Annotated in this window: 20 protein-coding genes and 1 pseudogene; 16 read left to right on the top strand and 5 right to left on the bottom strand. The window is 71.5% G+C overall.

What is annotated here, in order from left to right:
- Nucleotides 1–463 precede the first annotated feature (463 nt).
- The 4 genes from BRM3_RS11400 to BRM3_RS11415 all read right to left on the bottom strand — a co-directional run bounded on the left by BRM3_RS11400 (nucleotide 464) and on the right by BRM3_RS11415 (nucleotide 2,409).
- On the bottom strand, nucleotides 464–901 hold the full coding sequence (locus tag BRM3_RS11400; protein WP_318152405.1) for a S66 peptidase family protein: 438 nt from the start codon (nucleotides 899–901) through the stop codon (nucleotides 464–466).
- 343 nt (nucleotides 902–1,244) lie between these two features.
- Nucleotides 1,245–1,634 carry a TfoX/Sxy family protein gene (locus BRM3_RS11405; RefSeq protein ID WP_263593429.1) on the bottom strand — a complete coding sequence of 130 codons (390 nt, stop codon included), beginning with the start codon at nucleotides 1,632–1,634 and terminating at the stop codon, nucleotides 1,245–1,247.
- A 38-nt stretch (nucleotides 1,635–1,672) separates the two neighbouring features.
- Nucleotides 1,673–2,110, bottom strand: coding sequence for an SRPBCC family protein (locus BRM3_RS11410; protein ID WP_263593430.1), 438 nt, complete (start codon nucleotides 2,108–2,110; stop codon nucleotides 1,673–1,675).
- A 38-nt stretch (nucleotides 2,111–2,148) separates the two neighbouring features.
- Nucleotides 2,149–2,409 carry a hypothetical protein gene (locus BRM3_RS11415; RefSeq protein ID WP_263593431.1) on the bottom strand — a complete coding sequence of 87 codons (261 nt, stop codon included), beginning with the start codon at nucleotides 2,407–2,409 and terminating at the stop codon, nucleotides 2,149–2,151.
- Nucleotides 2,410–2,510: 101 nt separating this feature from the next.
- Between BRM3_RS11415 and BRM3_RS11420 the strand changes: the two are divergent.
- The 12 genes and pseudogenes from BRM3_RS11420 to BRM3_RS11475 all read left to right on the top strand — a co-directional run.
- A pseudogene (locus BRM3_RS11420) lies at nucleotides 2,511–3,470 on the top strand (MFS transporter); the annotation flags it as partial.
- Nucleotides 3,471–3,882: 412 nt separating this feature from the next.
- Nucleotides 3,883–4,755, top strand: a complete 873-nt coding sequence (locus BRM3_RS11425) for an aldo/keto reductase (RefSeq protein ID WP_263593432.1) — start codon at nucleotides 3,883–3,885, stop codon at nucleotides 4,753–4,755.
- Nucleotides 4,756–4,833: 78 nt separating this feature from the next.
- Complete coding sequence (locus BRM3_RS11430; protein ID WP_263593433.1) at nucleotides 4,834–5,904, top strand: aldo/keto reductase; 1,071 nt, start codon at nucleotides 4,834–4,836, stop codon at nucleotides 5,902–5,904.
- Between the two features lie 138 nt (nucleotides 5,905–6,042).
- Nucleotides 6,043–6,774: an SDR family oxidoreductase gene (locus tag BRM3_RS11435; protein ID WP_263593434.1), complete on the top strand. Its 732-nt coding sequence runs from the start codon at nucleotides 6,043–6,045 to the stop codon at nucleotides 6,772–6,774.
- 236 nt (nucleotides 6,775–7,010) lie between these two features.
- Nucleotides 7,011–7,550 carry an NUDIX domain-containing protein gene (locus BRM3_RS15085; RefSeq protein WP_318152460.1) on the top strand — a complete coding sequence of 180 codons (540 nt, stop codon included), beginning with the start codon at nucleotides 7,011–7,013 and terminating at the stop codon, nucleotides 7,548–7,550.
- Entirely contained in the window at nucleotides 7,493–8,236 is a 744-nt protein-coding gene (locus tag BRM3_RS11445) for a transglutaminase-like domain-containing protein (protein WP_318152461.1), read from the top strand. The genes BRM3_RS15085 and BRM3_RS11445 overlap by 58 nt, the downstream gene beginning before the upstream one ends.
- Before the next feature lie 246 nt (nucleotides 8,237–8,482).
- Nucleotides 8,483–9,217, top strand: a complete 735-nt coding sequence (locus BRM3_RS11450; protein ID WP_263593436.1) for an amidohydrolase family protein — start codon at nucleotides 8,483–8,485, stop codon at nucleotides 9,215–9,217.
- 842 nt (nucleotides 9,218–10,059) lie between these two features.
- Nucleotides 10,060–11,919, top strand: coding sequence for an HNH endonuclease (locus BRM3_RS11455; RefSeq protein WP_263593437.1), 1,860 nt, complete (start codon nucleotides 10,060–10,062; stop codon nucleotides 11,917–11,919).
- Nucleotides 11,920–12,191: 272 nt separating this feature from the next.
- The gene (locus BRM3_RS11460) at nucleotides 12,192–13,103 is read left to right on the top strand and encodes a helix-turn-helix domain-containing protein (RefSeq protein ID WP_263593438.1); all 912 of its coding nucleotides are present in this window, start codon (nucleotides 12,192–12,194) and stop codon (nucleotides 13,101–13,103) included.
- Entirely contained in the window at nucleotides 13,100–14,080 is a 981-nt protein-coding gene (locus BRM3_RS11465) for an NAD-dependent epimerase/dehydratase family protein (protein WP_263593439.1), read from the top strand. Before BRM3_RS11460 ends, BRM3_RS11465 begins: the two co-directional genes overlap by 4 nt.
- Before the next feature lie 44 nt (nucleotides 14,081–14,124).
- On the top strand, nucleotides 14,125–15,162 hold the full coding sequence (locus BRM3_RS11470; RefSeq protein ID WP_263593440.1) for a zinc-dependent alcohol dehydrogenase family protein: 1,038 nt from the start codon (nucleotides 14,125–14,127) through the stop codon (nucleotides 15,160–15,162).
- 62 nt (nucleotides 15,163–15,224) lie between these two features.
- Nucleotides 15,225–15,686: a hypothetical protein gene (locus tag BRM3_RS11475; protein WP_263595454.1), complete on the top strand. Its 462-nt coding sequence runs from the start codon at nucleotides 15,225–15,227 to the stop codon at nucleotides 15,684–15,686.
- On the opposite strand, the gene BRM3_RS11480 is transcribed toward BRM3_RS11475, so the two are convergent.
- Nucleotides 15,626–16,030 (bottom strand): NUDIX hydrolase, encoded by a 405-nt coding sequence (locus BRM3_RS11480; RefSeq protein ID WP_263593441.1) that lies wholly within the window; start codon nucleotides 16,028–16,030, stop codon nucleotides 15,626–15,628. The two genes, BRM3_RS11475 and BRM3_RS11480, sit on opposite strands and share 61 nt — an antisense overlap.
- Before the next feature lie 203 nt (nucleotides 16,031–16,233).
- On the opposite strand from BRM3_RS11480, the gene BRM3_RS11485 reads away from it, so the two are divergent.
- From BRM3_RS11485 to BRM3_RS11500, 4 genes are all read left to right on the top strand, one after another.
- On the top strand, nucleotides 16,234–16,878 hold the full coding sequence (locus BRM3_RS11485; RefSeq protein ID WP_263593442.1) for a LuxR C-terminal-related transcriptional regulator: 645 nt from the start codon (nucleotides 16,234–16,236) through the stop codon (nucleotides 16,876–16,878).
- A complete protein-coding gene (locus tag BRM3_RS11490; RefSeq protein WP_263593443.1) occupies nucleotides 16,875–18,059 on the top strand; it encodes a sensor histidine kinase in 1,185 nt (394 codons plus the stop codon). The genes BRM3_RS11485 and BRM3_RS11490 overlap by 4 nt, the downstream gene beginning before the upstream one ends.
- A 7-nt stretch (nucleotides 18,060–18,066) precedes the next feature.
- Nucleotides 18,067–19,068 (top strand): hypothetical protein, encoded by a 1,002-nt coding sequence (locus BRM3_RS11495; protein ID WP_263593444.1) that lies wholly within the window; start codon nucleotides 18,067–18,069, stop codon nucleotides 19,066–19,068.
- 344 nt (nucleotides 19,069–19,412) lie between these two features.
- Nucleotides 19,413–19,919: a tetratricopeptide repeat protein gene (locus BRM3_RS11500; RefSeq protein WP_263593445.1), complete on the top strand. Its 507-nt coding sequence runs from the start codon at nucleotides 19,413–19,415 to the stop codon at nucleotides 19,917–19,919.
- The last annotated feature ends 5 nt before the right edge of the window (nucleotides 19,920–19,924 follow it).

A 19,924-nucleotide genomic window follows, 5' to 3' on the forward strand; every position in this document is an offset into this window, starting at 1 on the left:
GTGTGAACGGCATCATCCCCCATGCTCGCGGTATCAGAATTTTGATGGATTCATGCAGGACCCCCCTCTCGACCAGTGATGGCCTGTTCCCATGGCGGTCAATTGCCTCTACCCGAAGCGTGTACGTGGTGAACCCCCAGCATCGGAAGATGCCGGGCATTCACGTCTGGGTTCGCGGCCCGTGGCCTCGCCCCGCCTGTCTGCGCCGTCGGTGATGGTGGCGAACGGTTCGGCCAGGTGTGGGCGGAGTCGTTCGTCGTCGGGGATGTCGAGGCGGGCGACCTGGAAGGCTCTATTCACGAGTCGGTATCCCCGGACCGAGCGGGTCCGCGTAGAGCACGCCGCAGGCGAAACGGCCCTGCCGGGGCGTCATCGGAACCAGGTGTGCGCCGTTGGACAGAGGCATCGAAGCACACCGTGCGACAGTAGCGGCGCGCTCAACTCATGAACGGCAGATGAGCCGCTACCGATACGAAGCGATGAGCCGCCGTCCGTTCCCATCGAGCGTGACCTTGCCGCCGTACGGCAGCACCCACTGAGGCCGGGTGTGTCCGAATGGAGGGCCGACGCAGACCACGGCCTCGGGGTTGTAGAAGCCGACCTGTTCGATCACGGCATCTCGCTGGGCTGCCCGCCACGCCGTCCGTGTCCTGACGTCGGGGCGCAGCTGACCCAGGCTGCTCGCGGGAGGCCGCGCAACGACCACTCCGGCGACAGTGGCGAGCGTGCCACGCTCTCCGAGCGCGCGCAGCCAGTGCCGGACAGTATCCGCAGACGGCAATCCCTCGCTGGTCCCCAGAAGCAGGATCGATCCGGCGAGGTCGTCGTTCGACGGCATCCGGGCCGCCAGCGCGATCCAGTCGAGCACCTCGAGGCAGCCGCCCCAGGTCGGGCCGGTCACCGTATGCGCTGGGCCGGCCCACATCCAGGGCTCAGTGGCTTCTCGCCGACGGGCTCCGGCCGGTCGGGGTGAGTCAGTCGCTCGTCGGGGAGTTTTCGCTAGGGATCGCGATGTACCCAGGGGCTGCCGCACAGATAGATGTCGCTCGGGGTGTCAGACCGCGAGGTCCACAGCCAGTTTCATGACGGTCTCGCACTCGGCGGGGTGAATCGGCCCAGGCGGGCCGGCAGGCGATTGAGGTGACAGGCCCTCTCGATCCAGATGATGATCGCGATCCGGAGTGCCTCTCGTGTTCGCCATCGCCGGCGCCCGCGACGTTCTTCCGCGGCAGAGCAGCACCGACTTAGCCCATCGATCCGATGAGGTGAGGACAGGTCAGGGCGTTCACTGCGAGGTACGCCGTCATCGCACGATTGTGCTCCATCGCAATCTCCAGCCAGGCGGCGAGTTGGGTGTCGCTGCTGATCGTGTCGGCCTCGACGTCGATCCAGCCCGGCCCCATCGTGCGGTCCCTGCCCATGATCGCCTGCGTCGCGCCCGGCCGGGTCAGGAACTCGTCGTGTCGGTCGGCGTCGACGCGCACCAGCAGTCCGCCGTTCGACCTGGCGCTGACCATCATCTTCTCGTTGACCATGATCGACCGGCCTCCGAACATCGAGACCTCCCGCATCGCAGGCCGGCCGGGCAGGAGCGCCCGAATACGTTCCACAAGGTGGATCTGTTCAGGGGTCATGGCGTCCGCCTCGTACCTCTGTGAGGGTGGCGGTCAGCTCATGCTGGTGATGAGGGCTGCCAGTGATCAGGGCCGGGGTCGCCGCCGCCACTCGCGATGACGAGACGAGGCAGGAAGTTCGCCCACCCGAGGGCGTGGCCGGGCACTCTCGTGTCGGGCAGATGCGAATGGCAGAGGTCGACTCGGGTGCCGCCCGCGATCGGGGTGAGGCGGAACTCGACCGTCGATGTGCCCGCGGGCAGATCGTCGCTTCCCGCGAATCCCCAGGAGACCACCACCCGGCTCGGGCGTTCGACGGTCAGGAACGTTCCTCGCACCGGATACCCCGCGATGTCGACGGCGAAACGTCCACCCGGCGTGGGGTCGAGGTCGGCGTACTGACCCATCCACGCCGTCATGCCGTCATCGGTGGTGAGGTAGTCGAACACGGTCTCCGGCGAGGCGGTGATGTCGATCGAGTCGCGGAACTCAGCCATCGCCATCACCGCCTCTGGACTCGACCGCCGTCTTCAGATCAGCCAGCTTCCCGGGCCAGAAATCGTCCAGGTACGACCGCACCGCCGAGGCCGCCGAAGACGAGCGTGTAGGCGTTCTGCGCCCAGGCGAGGCCGGCGGGGGTGAGGTGCAGGGCCGCCTGGATCTGCGGCAGACCGGTGAAGATGATCGAGTTGTCGAGCACGATCATGAAGTAGCTGACCAGCACGATCACGAGCACCATGCCCGTGCGCACGGGTCTGTCGTCGACGGCTGAGGGGCTCGGCGGGAGGGACGTCATGGTCCCACTCCACGCCGGCCGGCGGTGCGGGGGAAGTGACGCGCGATCCGTGTACTGGCCGTACACCCCTGGCCCGTGCGGCGGCGCTTAGCGTGAGGAGCATGAGCCAGAGCGACGACGTCGGCGAAGGGTCGCACGACGCGCAGGGCGCGCACGACGCGCGACGGACGCCGCCCCCGCGACTCCTGATCCAGGTCGCGGCGCTCGCCTGGGGGCTGCAGTTCGCCTTCCTGAACCCGGCGCTCGCGCTCCTGCTGAGCGACCTGCTGGGTGCGTCCGCGGCCCAGGTCGGTCTCGCGCTGGCCCTGTACAACGCGAGCGGGTTCGTCGCCTCGCTCGTCGTGCCCGCCTGGGCGGACAGGCGGCGCGACTACCTGGGCCCCATGGTGTGGTGCGGCGTGCTCACGCTCGTGCTGGCGGCCGCGCTCGCGGTCGCCTGGTCGTGGTCGATCGCGGCGCTCGCCCTCGTCCTGCTGGGCGGGCCGGCCGGCGTCGGGTCCTCGCTCTTCTTCGCGCACCTCCGGGCGACCGGCCTGGGGCGTTCGGCCGTGATGAACGCACGGGCGATGGTCTCGGTGTCCTGGGTGGCGGGGCCTCCCCTCGCGATGCTGCTCGCGGGCGCCGCGGGAACCCGCTCGGTGCTGGGCGCGATCGTCGTGATCTCGTCCGTCGGGATCCTCGCCGTGCTCGCGCTGCGACGCCGCCAGGCGCCTCCTCCGGCGACCGCCTCGGCGGGGCAGGAGCCGCCGCTGCCGCTGTCGCGGCTGCGGATCTCGGCCGTCGTGGTCGCCTTCGTGGCGCTGCAGGCCACCAACGCGGCGACCGTCTCGGTCATGACCCTGTTCACGGTCGACGACCTGGGTCTCGGCGCCATCTGGGGCGGCATCGCCCTGGCCGTCGCTGCCGGGGCGGAGATCCCGGCCCTGCTGCTCCTGGGCCGTCTGTCCGGCCGGATCGGCCCCGTCGCCCTCCTGGTCGTCGGCAGCGTCGCCGGTGCCGCCTTCTACCTGGCGATGGCGTTCGTCGACGGGCCCCTCGCCCTCGTGGCGGTGCAGCTGCTCAACGCCTGGTTCTTCGCGACGGTCACCGGGGTGGGGCTGACCTGGTTCCAGGACCTCATCCCCGGCCCGGTCTCGCCTCCGGGCTCTTCACCAACACCCGCCGGATCGGCTCCGTCGTCTCCGGCGGCGTCATCGCGGTCGCGGGCCTCGGCGCCGGCTACGGCGGGATGTTCCTCCTGTGCGCCGCCTTCACGGGGTGTGCCGTGGTCATCGTGCTCCTCGCCGGAGGCAGGCATGGGGCGTCGCCGGGCGCTCGGAGCTGAGGGCTGTCGTGGAGCACGCCGCCCGGGAGCACGGCCGCGCGATCCGCGTACCAGCCGTACACCCCAGCGTCGACGGCACGGGCCTAGCGTCGTGGGACGACACCGGATGCACACGGTCGGCCGCCTGGCCGCCCGGGAAGGAGCGCTCCATGACCATCACGCTGAACAACGGCGTCGAGATGCCCGCCCTCGGGTTCGGCGTCTTCCAGACCCCGCCCGAGCAGACCGTCGACGCGGTCGTCGAGGCGCTCCGGGTCGGCTATCGGCTCATCGACACCGCTGCTTCGTACTTCAACGAGCGTGAGGTCGGCGAGGGCATCCGCCGCTCCGGCCTGGACCGTGACGAGGTGTTCATCGAGACGAAGGTCTGGCTGTCGGACTACGGTTATGAGGAGACCCTGCACGCCGTCGACAAGTCCGCGGGCAAGCTCGGCGTCGACACGATCGACCTGCTCCTGCTGCACCAGGCGGTGCCGACGGACTTCGATCGCACGGTCCAGGCGTACACGGACCTCCAGATGCTTCTGGCCGAGGGGAGGGTCCGGGCGATCGGCGTCTCGAACTTCATGGCCGAGCATCTGAGCGCGCTGCGGGAGCAGACCGAGGTCGTGCCGGCCGTGAACCAGATCGAGGTGCACCCCTACTTCTCCCAGCCGACGGTGCAGGAGGCCAACCGTGCCCAGGGAACGGTGACGCAGGCGTGGTCGCCGATGGGCGGCATCACCAGCTACCGCGGCACCGGCACGAGCACCTTCGAGGATCCGACCCTCGGCGAGATCGCCGCTGCGCACGGCAAGACGCCCGCGCAGGTGATGCTGCGCTGGCACCTGCAGCAGGGGCGTGCGGCGATCCCGAAGTCGGTGAACCCGGAGCGGATCGCCGCGAACATCGACGTGTTCGGCTTCGAGCTCACCGTCGAGGAGCTGGCCCGCATCGACGCCCTGGACACCGGGGTGCGCGGCGGCCCGGAGCCGGCGGACGTGACCCGCGAGGCGTTCTGGCGCGACATCCCCGAAGCATGAGCGGGAAGCCGATCACCTCCGGGCCTCCGTCCTCCTCGCCGTGCACATGACCCGCCCCACCACAGGAAGGAACCCACCATGACCGACAACACCACCCTGCCCACCCGTCGCCTCGGAGACCTCGAGGTCTCCGCGCTCGGCATGGGCGTCATGAACGTCGTGCACGCCTACGGCCCGCCCCTCGACCGCGACGCCGCCGTGCGGCTCGTGCGCCACGCCGCGGACAAGGGTGTGACGTTCTTCGACACCGCCGAGGTCTACGGCCCCTTCGTCGCCGAGGAGATCGCCGGCGAGGCCCTCGCACCGATCCGTGACGACGTGGTGATCTGCACGAAGTTCGGCTTCGACATCACCCCCGGCGGGCAGGTCCACGGCCTGAACTCCCGTCCCGAGCACATCCGCGAGGTCGTCGACGGCGCCCTGCAGCGTCTGGGCACGGATCGGATCGACCTGCTCTACCAGCACCGCATCGACCCGCAGGTGCCGATCGAGGACGTCGCCGGCACCGTGGGCGAGCTCATCGGCGAGGGCAAGGTCAAGCACCTGGGCCTGTCCGGTGCCGGGGCTGCGACGATCCGCCGCGCCCACGCCGTCCACCCGGTCACGGCGGTGGAGAACCAGTACTCGTTCCTCGAGCGCGAGCAGGAGCCCGAGGTGCTGCCGGTGTGCGAGGAGCTCGGCATCGGGTTCGTGCCCTACAGCCCGCTGGGCATGGGCTATCTGAGCGGCACCGTCGCACCGGAGTCGGTGCTCATGGAGGGCGACCTGCGTGCCGCCGGCTTCCCGCGGTTCACCGTCGAGGGCCGGAGGGCGAACTGGCCGGTGATCGAGCTGCTCCGTCAGGTCGGCCACGCCCAGGGCGCGACCCCGGCGCAGATGGCGCTCGCGTGGCTGCTGGCGCAGAAGCCGTGGATCGTGCCGATCGTCGGCACCACCAAGGTCGCCCACCTCGACGAGGACGTCGCCGCCCTCGACCTGCACCTGGATGCCGAGGAGCTGCGGGCACTGGACGACGGGTTCGCGCAGCTCGAGGTGCACGGGAGGAGCAGCGGTGCGTCGCAGCTGGCGAACATCGACCTCGGCGCGAAGGCCGGCACCACCTCCGAGGGCACCCACGGCCTCTCGCCCCTGCCCGGCCAGCAGTCCTGACACCCCGTCGACAAGGAGACGCATCATGTCCACCTGGTTCCTCACCGGCTGCTCGACCGGCCTCGGCCACGCCGCCCCAGCCCCGACGGGCGCCTGGACCCGTCGGGCTGATCTGACCACGAGCACGGAGGTCGGCGCATGAGCGCCCGGGAGGGGACCGTGCGCACCGCGGTGATCACGGGCGCGTCCTCCGGCATCGGCGCCGCGACCGCCCGTGCGCTGCACGCCGCCGGGTACCGCGTGGCCCTGCTGGCCCGACGCGGCGACCGCATCGACGCCCTGGCCGCCGAGCTCGGTGACGACGCGATCGCGATCGTCGCGGATGTCACGGATCGGGACTCCCTCGTCGCGGCGGCGCAGCGCGTCCAGGACGAGCTCGGCGGCGCGGACGTGCTCGTCAACAACGCCGGGATCATGCTGCTCGGCCCGTTCGCCTCCGAGCGGCGGGAGGACTACCGGGCCATGGTCGAGACCAACCTGCTCGGCGCGATCACCGCGACCGAGGTCTTCCTCGGCCAGCTCGAGGACGGCGGCGGCGATCTGGTGAACCTCTCCTCGGTCGCCGGCCGCACCGCGCGCGCCACCAACGGCGTGTACGCCGCCACCAAGTGGGGCATGAACGGCTGGTCGGAGTCCCTGCGCCAGGCGCTCCTGCCCGACGTGCGGGTCACGCTCATCGAACCCGGTGTCGTGGACACCGAGCTGCCCACCCACATCACCGACGACGCCACACGCCAGGCCGTGCAGGAGAGCTACGACGCCGCCCGAGTCAAGCCCGAGGAGATCGCCGAGGTCATCGCCTTCGTGCTCTCGCGGCCCCGGCACCTGGTGATCAACGAGGTGCTGCTGCGCCCGGCCGACCAGGCGTGACCTGCTTCGCCGCGGCTCTTCGCCGTGGCGATCGACTCGGGGGCTCGCAGACCAGCTCGCCGCGGACGAGAAGCTCGCGATGACCCCGGCCGAGTCCGAGAGGCATGATGATGTCGCCGCACGAGCCCATCAAGGGTGAGATCCACGGTGAGCAGTCGATGGCATCCAGCGAAGGAGACTCCATGGCGAAGGACCGTGCGGTGTGCGTCTGCTTCGACGCCGACCGCGTCCTGCTGATGCGACGTGTCAAGGACGGGCGCCGCTACACCGTGCTGCCGGGCGGGGGAGTGGAGGACGGCGAGGTGCCGGCCGAGGCCGCGGTCCGTGAGCTCGAGGAGGAGACCGGTCTGCGCGGGGTCGTGGTCGAGCATCTGGAGGTGCTCGACCACGACGACCGTCGAGCGCACTACGTCCGGCTGCGGTGGCCCCGGGTGATCCCGTGCTCGGCGGCCCGGAAGCGGCGACGCAGACGGAGGACGATCTCTACCACCCGCTCTGGGTGCCGGTTGCGGACCTCGCTGGCGAGCCCCTGGTTCCCGCCGAGGCGAGAGCGATCGTGGCCGGGGCCCACCGCCGCGGCCACCTGGCGAAGCGCCCCCCGACCGTCCCCGACAGCTAGGCATCAGCGCCGCCGGGCTACTCTCCTCGCATGGACGCATCAGGACGCGAGGTCTCCGCGGCGATCGACGCCGACATCGTCGGCGAGACCGACATCGAGCTGCAGATCGCCGTCGCACGCCTGCCCGGCCTCGAGGTCGACGAGCACCTCGAGGTGACGCTCGACGGGACCGCCCTCGAGGTCGACGAGCTCGCCTCGGCGCACGGCGGGCGCATCCATCGCTTCACGGCCCACGAGGGAGAGCTCGCCATCCGGTACGAAGCCCGGATTCAGGGGCGGGCGGAGGCGTCGCAGGAGGAGCCGCTCGACGGCTCGATCTACCTGCGTCCCAGTCGCTACGTCGACAGCGACCGCCTGTTCGGGTTCGCCGGCGGACAGTTCGACCTCGAGCGCGAGCCCGTCGAGCTCGCGCAGGACATCGCACGCTTCGTCGCCGATCGCCTCGAGTACGTGCCAGGGGCGAGCGCTCCCACGGATGGGGCGTCCGACACCCTGCTCGCGGGCGCGGGCGTCTGCCGCGACTACGCGCACCTGGTCGTCGCGCTCGCCCGGGCGATGCAGATCCCGGCCCGGCTCGCCGCGGTCTACGCGCCGGGCTGTGACCCGATGGACTTCCACGCCGTCGCCGAGGTGCTGCTGGACGGCCGCTGGACCGCGATCGACGCGACGGGGCTCGCGCCGCGGGTCTCACTCGTCCGGATCGCGACCGGACGCGACGCCGCCGACACGGCCTTCCTCGACAACCACGGCGGCACGATGACCCTGCGATCCTCGGTCGTGACCGCGATCGTCGACGGGGCGCTCCCGGTGGACGACATCGCAGAGCTGGTGCCGATCCGCTGAGCGTGCCGCACGTCCATGCGAGCGAGGCGAGGAGGACGGTGCCTACGATGATCCGCATGGTCGATCATGCCCCTGACCTCCTCGTCCTCACCAACGTCCGACCCTGGGGCGGCGCGCCGTCCGACATCGTCATCGAGGGCGACCGCATCCGGTCCGTCGAGACGACCGGTGCGTCCCCGACACCGCCCGACGCGATCGACGGGGGCGGCCTGGTCGCGCTGCCCGGGCTCGTCAACGCGCAACGGCGTGCTGCGACGCCCCGGCGTGCTCGAGCTCCTCGAGCAGGCGGCCGCGCAGGGAGCCGAGCACATCGGCGGCCTGGACCCGATGCTGATCGATCACGACCCGGTCGGCCAGCTCGACGGGCTCTTCTCGATCGTCGCGGAGCACGGCTGCGGGCTCGACCTCCACCTGCACGAGCCCGGTGAGCTGGGGGCTTCCGAGTTCGACCTGATCCTGGATCGCGTGGAGCGCGACGGTGTGGGACCCGGCCGGGTGAACATCGCCCACGGGTTCGCGATGGTCGAGGTCGATCCGGCGCGGCGCCGCGACCTGCTGCAGCGCATGGCCGGGCTCGGTGTCACGATGACCACGGTCGCGCCTCTCCGCATGGCCCAGCTGCCGCTGCACGAGTTCGACGACGCCGGCGTCCGTTTCGGCTTCGGCACCGACGGCATCCGTGACCTGTGGGGGCCGTACGGCGACGGCGACGTGCTCAGTATCGCCTGGCAGTACGGGCGGGCCGGGGGAGTGGTGCGCGATGAGGACCTCACCCGTGTCGTGGAGATCGCCACGCGCGACGGGGCGGCGTTCGTCACCGAAGAGACGCACGACCTCGCGCCCGGCGCCCGGGCGGACATCGTTCTCGTCGACGCCGAGAACCCGATGGACGCGCTCGTCCGTCGGGTGCCCCGCTCGCTCGTCGTCGCGGGCGGGCGTGTGTTCCGCCACTCGGAGCTCGAACAGCATCCTTGGGAGTGATCGCCCGCGCGCGCCCGCCCGGTCACGGTGTCCCCGTCGACGCGTGCGGCGCCGTCCGAGCAGCGGACGGCGATGCGGCGGAGGGCGGACACGGTGCCGCACCAGCGTCTGTTGGCGGCGATGGTAGCGGCCGGCGGGCCCATGGTGACTCCCGGAGAGAGCGTAGTCAGGTCGGCGGTGGTGGCCTGGCGCTGAGGTCGGCGTTGGTGAACGGGTGGAACAACGGTGAATGAACAAGGGGTCGCATGGGCTCAATGTGGCACCGGGTTGTGTGCCGTGGGTAGTGGATGACGGCGCTGTGGAAAAGTCGACCTTGGGGGAGGGCGAGTTCCTGACGATCGACTGCTTTGCAAAGCGAGAGCTCCGTCTGTATTGCAGAGATCCCTTGCGCTGCGCCGCCTCTCCCCACCTGATGTCATCCGGTATGGCAGCACCCGTGTTCCCTCACCATGCAGAGTTTTCCACATTCTAGAAATCGTGACCGGGGCTGGATCTCGTTTGTCAGACCCCTTCGGAAGAATAGGGGCATGACGACGAGACGGGATCATTCGAGGGCCGAGGGTCCGGGGCGCGATGACCGCGCCCGGGCACGGGGTGTGGATGGTCCTGCGCTGTCGCGGTCGGGAGGGGGTGACCTTCCGTTGGGTGGCAAAGGCGCGGGGTCGATGCCCGCCAAGGGAACGGCATCGACGCGCGGTGACGGGTCGTTGCCCTCGGGAACCCGCGTGCCTTCGGTTGCTGCCGCGACTGACGGCGACTGCACGGTCCCAGCTGGTGATGCCCTAACTCAGGTCCTCGCTCAGGCGGAGGCTCTCAGCCGTGACGGGGCGGCGCGGGAGGTCGTGGCGTCGATCCTCGCGGGCGTCCTCGCGGCGGTCGAGGCCCCGGTGGCGATGCGTGATGGGTTGGTCGACACTGAACCCGGCTCCGTCGCGGAGGCCCTCGGTGTGGTGGGGGTGATCGATCAGCTTCGCTCCACCCTCGCGGCCCTGGATGCGACGTGGCAGGTCATGGCCGCGACCCGGATCGCCGACGCCGACGCCATACGTGGCGTCCCGACGGCGGAGCAGGGACGCGCCGCCGCGCAGGAGCTGAGCCTGGCACGCCGAGTCTCGCCATCGGCGTCGTCGATGTCTCTGGCCGCGTCACAGCGTCTGGTCACCCAGCTCCCCAGCACGTTCAGCCTGCTCGCCGCCGGCCGGGTCACCGAGTCCCAGGCTCGGGCGATCGCGGTCGCGCTCGATGACGTTGACCCTGATGTCGCCGCGTCCATCGACGAAGTCCTGACCGCCGATCCCGCACGCCTGGTGGGTGTGGGGACGCGGCGTCTGGGTGCGGAAGTCCGTGCTCTGCGGGATGCGCGGGACCCGGATGATGCCCGGCGTCGTACGGCGCGGGCTGCGCGGGGCCGGTGTGTGCGGACGCGCCTGTTGGAGGATCACATGGTCGCGGTCACCGCGACCGTGCGGGCCGTGGATGCCAGCGCGGTCATGAAAGCCCTTCGTCTCGAGGCCGAGGCCCGTCGTGCTCAGGGGTCGATCGACGGAGTCCGGGCGCTCGAGGCTGACGCCCTGGTCGACGCGATCACCGGCGGCGACAGGGCACTCGATCCCTCCGCTCCGCCCGAGTCGCTGCCGGATGCCGAGTTCGTGTCACTGCTCTCAGAGGCGACCGTGGTCGACGGGGATGGGCGCGTGACGCACACCCGGCCGCACGAACATGAGACCGAGCCTCCGGTGGTGGCAGGACTCGGTTCACTGAGCGGAACCGTCCTGGAGCCCGGCACCCATCGCACTTCGCAAGCTGTGCAGCGTAAAACAACCGATAACGGCCGTAGCGTCACGGACCGCTACCGTCACCGCCGTATCACCATCGGTGTGGTGATCACCGATCGGGCGCTCCTCGCGCCAGACGGGGCGGGAGAGCTGGCTCATCTGGAGGGCTACGGCCCGATCCCGGCCCAGATCATCACCGACAGTCTTCGTGGGAAGCCGCCGGGGTATAAGAACTACCCCGGGTGGGACGAACACCCCGACGCCTCGATGAACGCGGCCATGAGACGGCTGTACACCCACCCGAGGACGGGTGAGTTGGTGGCGATGGACTCCGGTGCCCGGGCGTTCCCTGCGTCGTTGGAGCAGATGGTGAGGTGGAGGGAGTCGACGTGTGCGAGCCCGTGGTGCAACGCGACCGTGCGCCACATCGACCACATCACCCCACACGCCCACGGCGGGAAGACCTCCTACAGGAACGCGCAGGGTCTGTGTGTCCGGTGCAATCTGCTCAAGGACCACGCGGGCTGGATCATCACCCCCACTCGGGACGGCGATGGCGCGCCGGCGGTGACGTGGACGAGTCCCGGGAACGCGAGCACCACCTGCCACCTCACCCCACTCGGGCCCCGCGAGAGGACCGGCGATCCCGCAGATGTCGTCGCCGAGAGCTCTTCGCACAGCGCCTCTGCGCCGACCAGCGGCGTCGACGGGACCGATGATGACCAGAGCGGGCCGACTGCCGCGAGTTCCGGCCCTGCGGACGATCGTGGTGTCGACGACAAGAGCACCGGCATGGGCAACAGCACAGACACCGGCACGGAGCGACCCGACCCCTCCGCCTCGGGGCCGTCATCCGACCCAGAGCGAGCCCCCAGCTCTCCTGACACCGACAGCCCTGGACAGAGCGATGACCACCCGTCCGGATGAAGCGGTCGCGCTACCGAAGAGGCAACCGACGAGACCGCCGCCACCTGCCCCGAGCAGATGCGACACCGGGCGGGACAACGCGACACGTGCTCGGCACCGCACTTGACGCCCGCCGCCGGTGCCTCGACATCGGTGCCCCACGCCGACGAGCCGACCACCCGCGTCCTGCACCCCGCTCCGTCCCGCCCTGACGTCCCCGAGAACACGCCGCCCGCCGGGGGTACCCACCAGGGACTCCCGCCCTCCGCACCCTCGGCCGTACCGTGGCGGCCATGACGTCGAACGACGATGTGCGCGAGTTCCTGGTCTCCCGGCGCGCCCAGATCACGCCGGCCCGCGCTGGGCTCCCCGACCTGGACGAGGAGCGGCGTGTGCCCGGTCTGCGCCGCGAGGAGGTCGCCGCCCTCGCGGGAGTCAGCGTCGGCTACTACACCCGCCTCGAACGCGGCCACCTCGCGGGCGCCTCCGAGAGCGTGCTCGGCGCGATCGCACGGGCACTGCAGCTGACGGAGATCGAACGCGAGTACCTGTTCGGCTTAGCCCGCTCCGGGACGACAGCCACCCCGTCGGCCACCCGAGCGTCCGCCCCGGCCGCGCCGACGCCAGCGCCCTCCAGCGCCCTCCGTTCCTCTCTCACACGACTGGTCGACAGCATCGGCGTGCCCGCGATCGTGCAGACGCCGCGCCTCGACCTCGTCGCCGCCAACACGCTGGGCCGCGCCCTCTTCGCCCCGGTCTTCGAGGACCCCCGCGGCGCCAACTTCGCGCGCTTCAACTACCTCGACCCGCGGGCTCGCGACTTCTACGTCGACTGGCCGTTGGCGCGGCGCACCGGCGCGGCCATCCTGCGCCTGGAGGCGGGCCGCAACCCCCTCGACGAGGCGCTCACCGATCTCATCGGCGAGCTGTCGACCCTCAGCCCCCACTTCCGCGAGGACAGGGCCCGGCGCGACGTCCACGAGCACCGCACCGGCGTCAAGCACTTCCGCCACCCGCAGGTCGGCCGGCTCGACATGGCCTTCGAGGTGCTCGAGACCCCGGGCGACCCCTCGCGCCGCCTCGTCACCTACAGCGCCGACCCCGGCACCGAGACCGCCCGACGCCTCGGCCGCCTCGGGACCGCGGCGTCCCCTCCGACCTCACCTCCCGAACCTCCCGAACCTTCCCGACAGGAGAACCCATGAGAATCGTCGTCATCGGCGGCAGCGGCCACATCGGCACCTTCCTCGTGCCGCGCCTCGTGCGCGCGGGCCACGACGTCATCAGCGTCACCCGCTCCGGCGGCACCGGCTACGCGAGCGCCCCCGAGTGGGACGCCGTCACGCAGGTGACGGCCGACCGCCGGCAGCAGGACGCCGACGGCACTTTCGGGACCACGATCCTCGGCCTCGACCCCGATGTCGTCGTCGACCTCGTGTGCTTCTCCCTCGAGTCCGCGACCGCGCTCGTCGAGGCGCTGCGGGGCCGCGTCGACCACCTGATCCACTGCGGCTCGATCTGGCGCTACGGCCCGAGCCGACGGCTGCCCATCGCCGAGGGGGACGACGACGCCGCCGGCGCCCCCTTCGACGAGTACGGGATCCAGAAGGCGGCGATCGCCCGGATGCTGCACGACGAGACCGCCGCGGGCGGCCTCGTCACGACCTCCCTCCACCCGGGCCACATCGTCGGCCCCGGCTGGCATCCGACCGGGCCGCTCGGCAACACGGACCCCGCCAGCTGGCATGTGCTCTCCTCCGGCGGGACGCTCCGCGTGCCGGGCAGCGGGACCGAGACGCTCCACCACGTGCACGCCGACGACGTCGCTCAGGCGTTCGCCCTGGCCGTCGAGCACCGGGACGCCGCCGCCGGCGAGGACATGAACATCGTCGCTCCGACCGCCCTGTCCGTGCGCGGCTACGTCGAGATCGCCTCCGCCTGGTTCGGCCAGGCCGCGGAGGTCGAGAGCATCACGTGGGAGGAGCATCGGGCCTCGACCACCGAGCACCTCGCGCGCGAGAGCTGGGGACATCTGCACCGCAGTCACGTGTTCACGATCGAGAAGGCCCGTCGTCTGCTCGGCTACGCGCCGCGGTACGAGCCGCACGAGGCGATCCTCGAGTCGGTCCGGTGGCTGATCGACCACGGCGAGCTCGAGGTGGCAGGTCCGCTCAGGGTGTGAGCGCTGCGCCCGCCGATCCCGAGTGCGGGTGCGACAATGCGTCGATGCGCGCAGTCGTCGTCGAGGCGGTCCAGGGCCGCCCGGAAGTCCGTTCCGTGCCGGTGCCCGCCGTGCCCTCCGACGGCGTGCTCGTGCAGGTCAAGGCCACGGGGATGTGCCGCAGCGACTGGCACGCCTGGGCCGGGCACGACGAGATCGCCTTCCCGCACGTGCCCGGTCACGAGCTCGCCGGTCTCATCGTCGAGGTGGGCTCCGACGTGCGGCGCTGGGCGGTGGGGGACCGCGTGACCGTGCCGTTCGTGTGCGGCTGCGGGCGCTGCGCGTGGTGTCTGGCCGGCCAGACCCAGGTGTGCCCCGATCAGCAGCAGCCGGGCTTCACCCACTGGGGCTCGTTCGCCGAGTACGTGGCCCTGCATGCCGCCGACGTGAACCTCGTGGCGATCCCCGGCGACGTCGCCTTCACGACCGCGGCGAGTCTCGGCTGCCGCTTCGCGACCGCGTACCGGGCACTCGCCGGGCGCGCGCGACTGCGTCCCGATGAGTGGGTGACGGTGCTCGGGGCCGGGGGAGTGGGGTTGAGCGCCGTCATGATCGCGCGCGCCCTGGGCGCCCGCGTGATCACCGTGGACCGCAATCCGGGTGCCCTCGCCGTCGCCGCACGGCTCGGCGCCGAGCACACGGTGGCCGCCGACGGCACGGACATCCCCGCCGCGATCCGGGATCTCACCGGAGAGGGGAGCCACGTCGCCGTCGACGCGGTCGGCAGCGAGCAGACCTCGGCCGACGCGATCCTCGGCCTGCGACGGCACGGCAGACACGTCCAGGTCGGCCTGCTGCCCCCGGTCGAGGGGCATCCGCGGCTGCCGATGGACCGGGTCATCGCCTGGGAGCTCGACGTGCTCGGCAGCCACGGCATGGCGGCCACCGACTACCCGAGCATGATGCGACTCATCGAGGACGGCACGCTGCGGCCCGACATGCTCGTCGAACGCACCATCGGCCTCGAGCAGGCCGCCGAGCTGCTCCCGGTGTTCGACCAGGCACCCGTGGCCGGCATGACGATGATCGACCCCACGCGCTGACGGGCCGCCACAGGTCCCGGTCCAGGCGGCGGCGCCGGCAATATCGTGAGTCCGTGACGACGATGACGCGTGTGCTCCAGCCCTCCCGCGCCCTGCAGGGCGCCCTCGGGGCCGTCGCGTGGCTGAACCTGGTCTCCGCGCTGATCGGCATGGCCGGTCTCACGATCGGGGGCGGCCTCGGCATCCCCGTGGAGCTGCTCGAGGGCAGCGTGTTCCACTCCTACGCATGGCCCGGCGTGATCCTCGGCGTCGTGGTCGGCGGAGCCCAGGTGCTCGCTCTGCTCGCCCAGCACCGGCGCTACGGCCTGGCATGGGGACTGCACGCCGCGGCGGGTCTCATCATGATGATCTGGATCTTCGCCGAGATCTCGATCATGCTCGTCTGGTCACCGCTGCACGGCCTCTACTTCCTGACCGGCCTCGTGCAGACCGTGCTGGCCGTGCTCGCCCTCGGCGCCCGGCCTCACCCGTTATGGGGCCGCGAGTCCCGTGCGCCGCGCCACAGCCCGATGTCCGTGCGATAGCCCTCCGGGAGCGGGAGGGCGGCGACCGCACGAGGCTCGTGGAACCGCACGCACGAGTGCTCCGAGGACGCCACGAGGGTTCCGCCCCGCAGCTCGCAGCCGAACGTGCCGATCAGGACGCTGCTGCCGGGCACGGGATCGAAGACCCACGTGCGCAGGAGGAGCACGGGCCGGACGTCGAGCCCCGCCTCCTCGCGGATCTCACGTCGGACCGCCTCGTCCGGCGACTCCCCGGACTCGAGGCGTCCGCCGAGCAGCTCCCACTCGTCGCGATCGTTCCTGCCCAGCAGCACGCGCCCGTCCTCGTCGAGGACGACGCCCTTCACGGAGACCGGCCATCGCATCTGTCCATCCAAGCGCATCGTTCGGGCTCCAGATGCCGGTCGGCCCCTCGGACACCCCTCCACACCGCGCCTGAAGCCTCGTACACTTCGCCCCCAAGGACACTGCGCACGACGCGGCGGGACGGGGGTCGCCGCGGCTCGCCGACAAGCCCTGCCCCCGTCCTGTCCCGCGGCGCTCGCGGTCACGAGGAGGAGGACCTGCTGTGCCCTATGACGTCGCCGTCATCGACGATCACCCCTTCATGGAGCAGGTGGTCGGCTCCGCGGTCGCCAAGCTCCCCGACGCCCGGTTCGTGGGCATCGCGCCCACCGTCACCGACTTCCTCGGCACGATCGGGCGGGCCGACGTCGTCGTGCTCGACCTGAGGCTCGAGGACAAGTCCCTCCCGGCCGACAACGTGCGCCGCCTCGCGACGCTGGGCATCGCCGCCCTCGCGTACACGGCGGGGGAGAGCAAGTACCTGCTGCGCCTGGCCGCCCAGAGCGGCGTGCGCGGCGTGGTGCGCAAGTCCGCCCCCGAGCAGGTCCTCATCGACGCCCTCGAAGAGGTCGTCGCCGGTCGTGCCCTCATGACCCCCGAGCTCGCCGCCGCGATCGACACCGATCCCGACGTCGCCAACGCCCGCCTGAGCCCGCGCGAGCGTCAGGTCCTCGCCCTCTACGCCGACGGCTGCACGACCGAGTTCGTCGCCACCACGCTCGAGCTCTCGGCCAACACCGTCGACAAGTACGTCAAGGACATCCGCTCGAAGTACATGCGGGTCGGCCGCGCGAGCGGCACGAAAATCGACCTCTACAAGCGGGCGGTCGAGGACGGCGTGCTCGGAGAGCCCGGGCTCGCCCCGTGAAGGGCAGCCCCGCCGACGGCTCCGTCGCCGCCAGCACGACACGGATCCTGGTGGTCGGCTACGTCATCGGGAGCCTGCTGTTCGGGGCCCTCGCCCTGCCGGTCGCGATGGAGCAGTGGGATCGCTTCGCCCCCGTCTGGTCCGTCGCCGCGATCGCCCTGCTCGTCGTCTATCCCCTCGTGCTCGTCGGCATGGTCCGACGGGCCTCCGTGCTCGCGCTGCGGCGCGCCATGTGGTGCGCCGCCGGCGGGTACGTCGTGCTCCTCGCGACCCTCGACCTGGCGTTGCGCGAGCTCTTCCCCGCCGACCCCGGCCCCTGGTTCCTCCACATCGCGATCGTCGGCTCCGCGGCCGCGGCCATCGCCGGGCCGTCCACGCTCGCCTGGTCGAGCGTGCTCGTCATGGGCCTCGGCGTCGGCGTCGTCCGCTATGCCGCGGCCAGCCCCGACATCGTCGCCTCCGCGGTGCAGGACGGCATGTACTCGCTGCTGTACGCGAGCGTGCTGGTCGGCCTCGTGAGCCTGATCTTCCTCGCCGCCCGGCGCGTCGACGCCGCGAACGCCCGCGCGCGCGACGAGGTCCGCGAGATCTCGCGGCGCCAGGTGCTGCGGGAGGAGCAGCAGTGGCTGCGCCAGTACCTCCACGACGAGGTGCTCAGCGTGCTCGTGCTCGCCGCCCGCGAGGACGACACCCTGCGCGAGGTGGCGCGCGCTCGCGCCGTGAGCACGCTCGAGTCCCTCCGGCAGGGACCGGACGCCCACACCTCCGGCCCGCTCTCCGTGCGGGACTTCGTCTCCCTGCTGCGGGAGGCGACGTTCGACATCGTCCAGGGCACCGAGTTCCACGAGGACATCCGCGCGGACATCCAGATCCCCGTCGACGTGCGCCGGTCCCTGCTGGCGGCGATGGGCGAGGCGCTGCGCAACAGCGTGCGCCACGCCCAGGGCATCGGCGGCCCGGTGACGTACCGGGTGGAGGTCCGGGCCGACGCGACGAGCCTCGACATCGCGGTCGTCGACGACGGCTCCGGCTTCGACCTCGACGACGTGGCCGAGGACCGCATCGGCATCTCGGAGAGCATCCTGGCCAACGTCGGGCGCCTGGCGGGCGGCCGGGCGCGGGTCGAGAGCGTGCCGGGCCAGGGCACGCGTGTGCTGCTGAGCTGGAGCGGCCGCGCATGAGGCGGCCATGAGCACCGGCTTCCGCCTGCCGTTCCCGCCCGCCGCCTGGTGGCTCGTCGCGCTCTTCGTGCTCTCCAACGTGCTCTTCGTCGTGGTGTCGGCTCCCCACACCCTCGTGCAGGGCACCGGGGAGATCGCGCTGCTCAGCTCGACGGCCGGCGCCGTCGCGCTCGTCGCGGGCGACGGCCGCCGGCCCCCACGCGGCACGACCGCCTTCGTGCTCGGCGCCGTGCTCGTCACGACCATCGCCAACGAGGCGACGCTCGCCGACGCCGACCCGCTCGGCTACGAGTCCTGGCACTTCGGCGCCTGCACGGTGCTCCTGCTGACGCTCGCCGTCCGGGGACGGGTGCTCATGGCCTGGTGCGGCATGGCCGCGCTCCTCGCCGTCACCGCGCTGTGGGCCGAGCACGTCGGTCGATCGCCCGCGTACGCCGTGCCGCTGACCATGTGGCACATGGGCGTGCTCGTGATCGGGACGACCGTCGGCCTGGGCCTCGGGCTCCTGCAGCAGCGGCTCGACCGGGTGCGGGTCGCGGCCTCGGCGAGGTCGACGGCCGAGGACGTCGCGACGGCGGCGCAGCGCGAGAGCCGCGCCCGCGCCGAGACGATCCTGCAGCGGGTCGAGCCGGTGCTCGAGGTCGTCGCCTCCGGCAACGCCCTCACGGTCGAGGACCGCACCCGCGCGCGGCTGCTCGAGGCGGCGCTCCGGGACGAGATGCGGGCGCCGTTCCTCGTGCGCGAGGGCGCCTTCGTGACGGCGCTCGACCATGCCCGCAGGACCGGTCAGGACGTGCTCCTGCTCGACGACGCCGACGAGAGCGAGGAGGCGCAGCGGCAGCGGGGTCTCCTGACCCGCCGGCTCGCGCCGTGCATCGCCGCGGTGCCGGACGCGCAGATCACCATCCGCTTCTCCGGGCAGTCCGGGCGCTACCGTCTGACCCTCGTCTCCGCGTCCCACTCCGAGACGTTCACCCTCGGCGAGGGCGCGTCTATGCCCCCCTCCTAGGGCACAGGGGGTACCCGTTCCAGGAGCCCCCCTTTTCCGAATCTGGTGGCGCGTGTGGCACGCGCCATAGGGTCTCGACCAGGGGGTGGGGCGGACGTCCCAGCGGAGAACGGCAGATTGTGGGGGGAGAAGCGGCACGGTCCACGTGCCGCGCGCCGGACGGCGGAGGTCGGGGGGATATCGACCACCGTCATCGGCGTCAGGGGTGGATCGTGAAGCCACGGGGGGTGGCGCCGCGATCCGACTGCAAGACCATGAATCGCTGGGACGTCCAGAACCACACCCGGGGTGCGCACCACGCGGCACGTGCATCGGCGCACCACGCGCTCGGGCACACTGTGGGCATGACTCTCGACGACTGCCTGGACGCCATCGTCGCCGCCCGCGACCGGTCGGACATGCAGCCCACGATCGACGCCCTGCTCCCGATCCTTCGCGCGCATCCGCGGCACCCGCGAGTGCTCTACGAGGTGGGCGGCGCCTACGACACGGCCGGTGACGAGGCCGTCGCCGCGACGTATTACGAGCGCGCGCTCGAGGAGGGGCTGAGCGGTGACGAGCTCAGACGGTGCCGGCTGCAGTACGGCTCCACCCTGCGCAACCTGGGGGAGCTGACACGCTCGGCGGAGGTGTTCGCCCAGGCCCGCGAGGACTTTCCGGACTCCCCGTCGCTCGCCGTCTTCGAGGCGCTCACGCTCCACGCCGCGGGGCGCGACCACGAGGCGGTCGCCACCCTGCTCGAGGTGATCGCCGAGGAGGTCCCGTCACCCGATCTCGAGCGCTACCTGCCGGCCCTGCGCGGCAACGCCGAGCATCTTCGCGCGCTGAGCCGCGCCGACCGGGCCACCTGACCGGC

It is taken from the genome of Brachybacterium huguangmaarense, from assembly GCF_025725725.1.
In the GTDB taxonomy this organism is placed as follows: Bacteria; Actinomycetota; Actinomycetes; order Actinomycetales; family Dermabacteraceae; genus Brachybacterium; species Brachybacterium huguangmaarense.

Excerpts from the sequence above, each read along its gene's own strand:
- BRM3_RS11410 (WP_263593430.1), bottom strand. The coding sequence starts at position 2,110 with ATGGCTGAGTTCCGCGACTCGATCGACATCACCGCCTCGCCGGAGACC.
- BRM3_RS15085 (WP_318152460.1), top strand. The coding sequence starts at position 7,011 with ATGCGACGTGTCAAGGACGGGCGCCGCTACACCGTGCTGCCGGGCGGG.
- BRM3_RS11470 (WP_263593440.1), top strand. The coding sequence starts at position 14,125 with ATGCGCGCAGTCGTCGTCGAGGCGGTCCAGGGCCGCCCGGAAGTCCGT.
- BRM3_RS11495 (WP_263593444.1), top strand. The coding sequence starts at position 18,067 with ATGAGCACCGGCTTCCGCCTGCCGTTCCCGCCCGCCGCCTGGTGGCTC.
- BRM3_RS11425 (WP_263593432.1), top strand. The coding sequence starts at position 3,883 with ATGACCATCACGCTGAACAACGGCGTCGAGATGCCCGCCCTCGGGTTC.
- BRM3_RS11460 (WP_263593438.1), top strand. The coding sequence starts at position 12,192 with ATGACGTCGAACGACGATGTGCGCGAGTTCCTGGTCTCCCGGCGCGCC.
- BRM3_RS11430 (WP_263593433.1), top strand. The coding sequence starts at position 4,834 with ATGACCGACAACACCACCCTGCCCACCCGTCGCCTCGGAGACCTCGAG.
- BRM3_RS11500 (WP_263593445.1), top strand. The coding sequence starts at position 19,413 with ATGACTCTCGACGACTGCCTGGACGCCATCGTCGCCGCCCGCGACCGG.
- BRM3_RS11405 (WP_263593429.1), bottom strand. The coding sequence starts at position 1,634 with ATGACCCCTGAACAGATCCACCTTGTGGAACGTATTCGGGCGCTCCTG.
- BRM3_RS11415 (WP_263593431.1), bottom strand. The coding sequence starts at position 2,409 with ATGACGTCCCTCCCGCCGAGCCCCTCAGCCGTCGACGACAGACCCGTG.
- BRM3_RS11435 (WP_263593434.1), top strand. The coding sequence starts at position 6,043 with ATGAGCGCCCGGGAGGGGACCGTGCGCACCGCGGTGATCACGGGCGCG.
- BRM3_RS11480 (WP_263593441.1), bottom strand. The coding sequence starts at position 16,030 with ATGCGATGGCCGGTCTCCGTGAAGGGCGTCGTCCTCGACGAGGACGGG.
- BRM3_RS11465 (WP_263593439.1), top strand. The coding sequence starts at position 13,100 with ATGAGAATCGTCGTCATCGGCGGCAGCGGCCACATCGGCACCTTCCTC.
- BRM3_RS11475 (WP_263595454.1), top strand. The coding sequence starts at position 15,225 with ATGACGCGTGTGCTCCAGCCCTCCCGCGCCCTGCAGGGCGCCCTCGGG.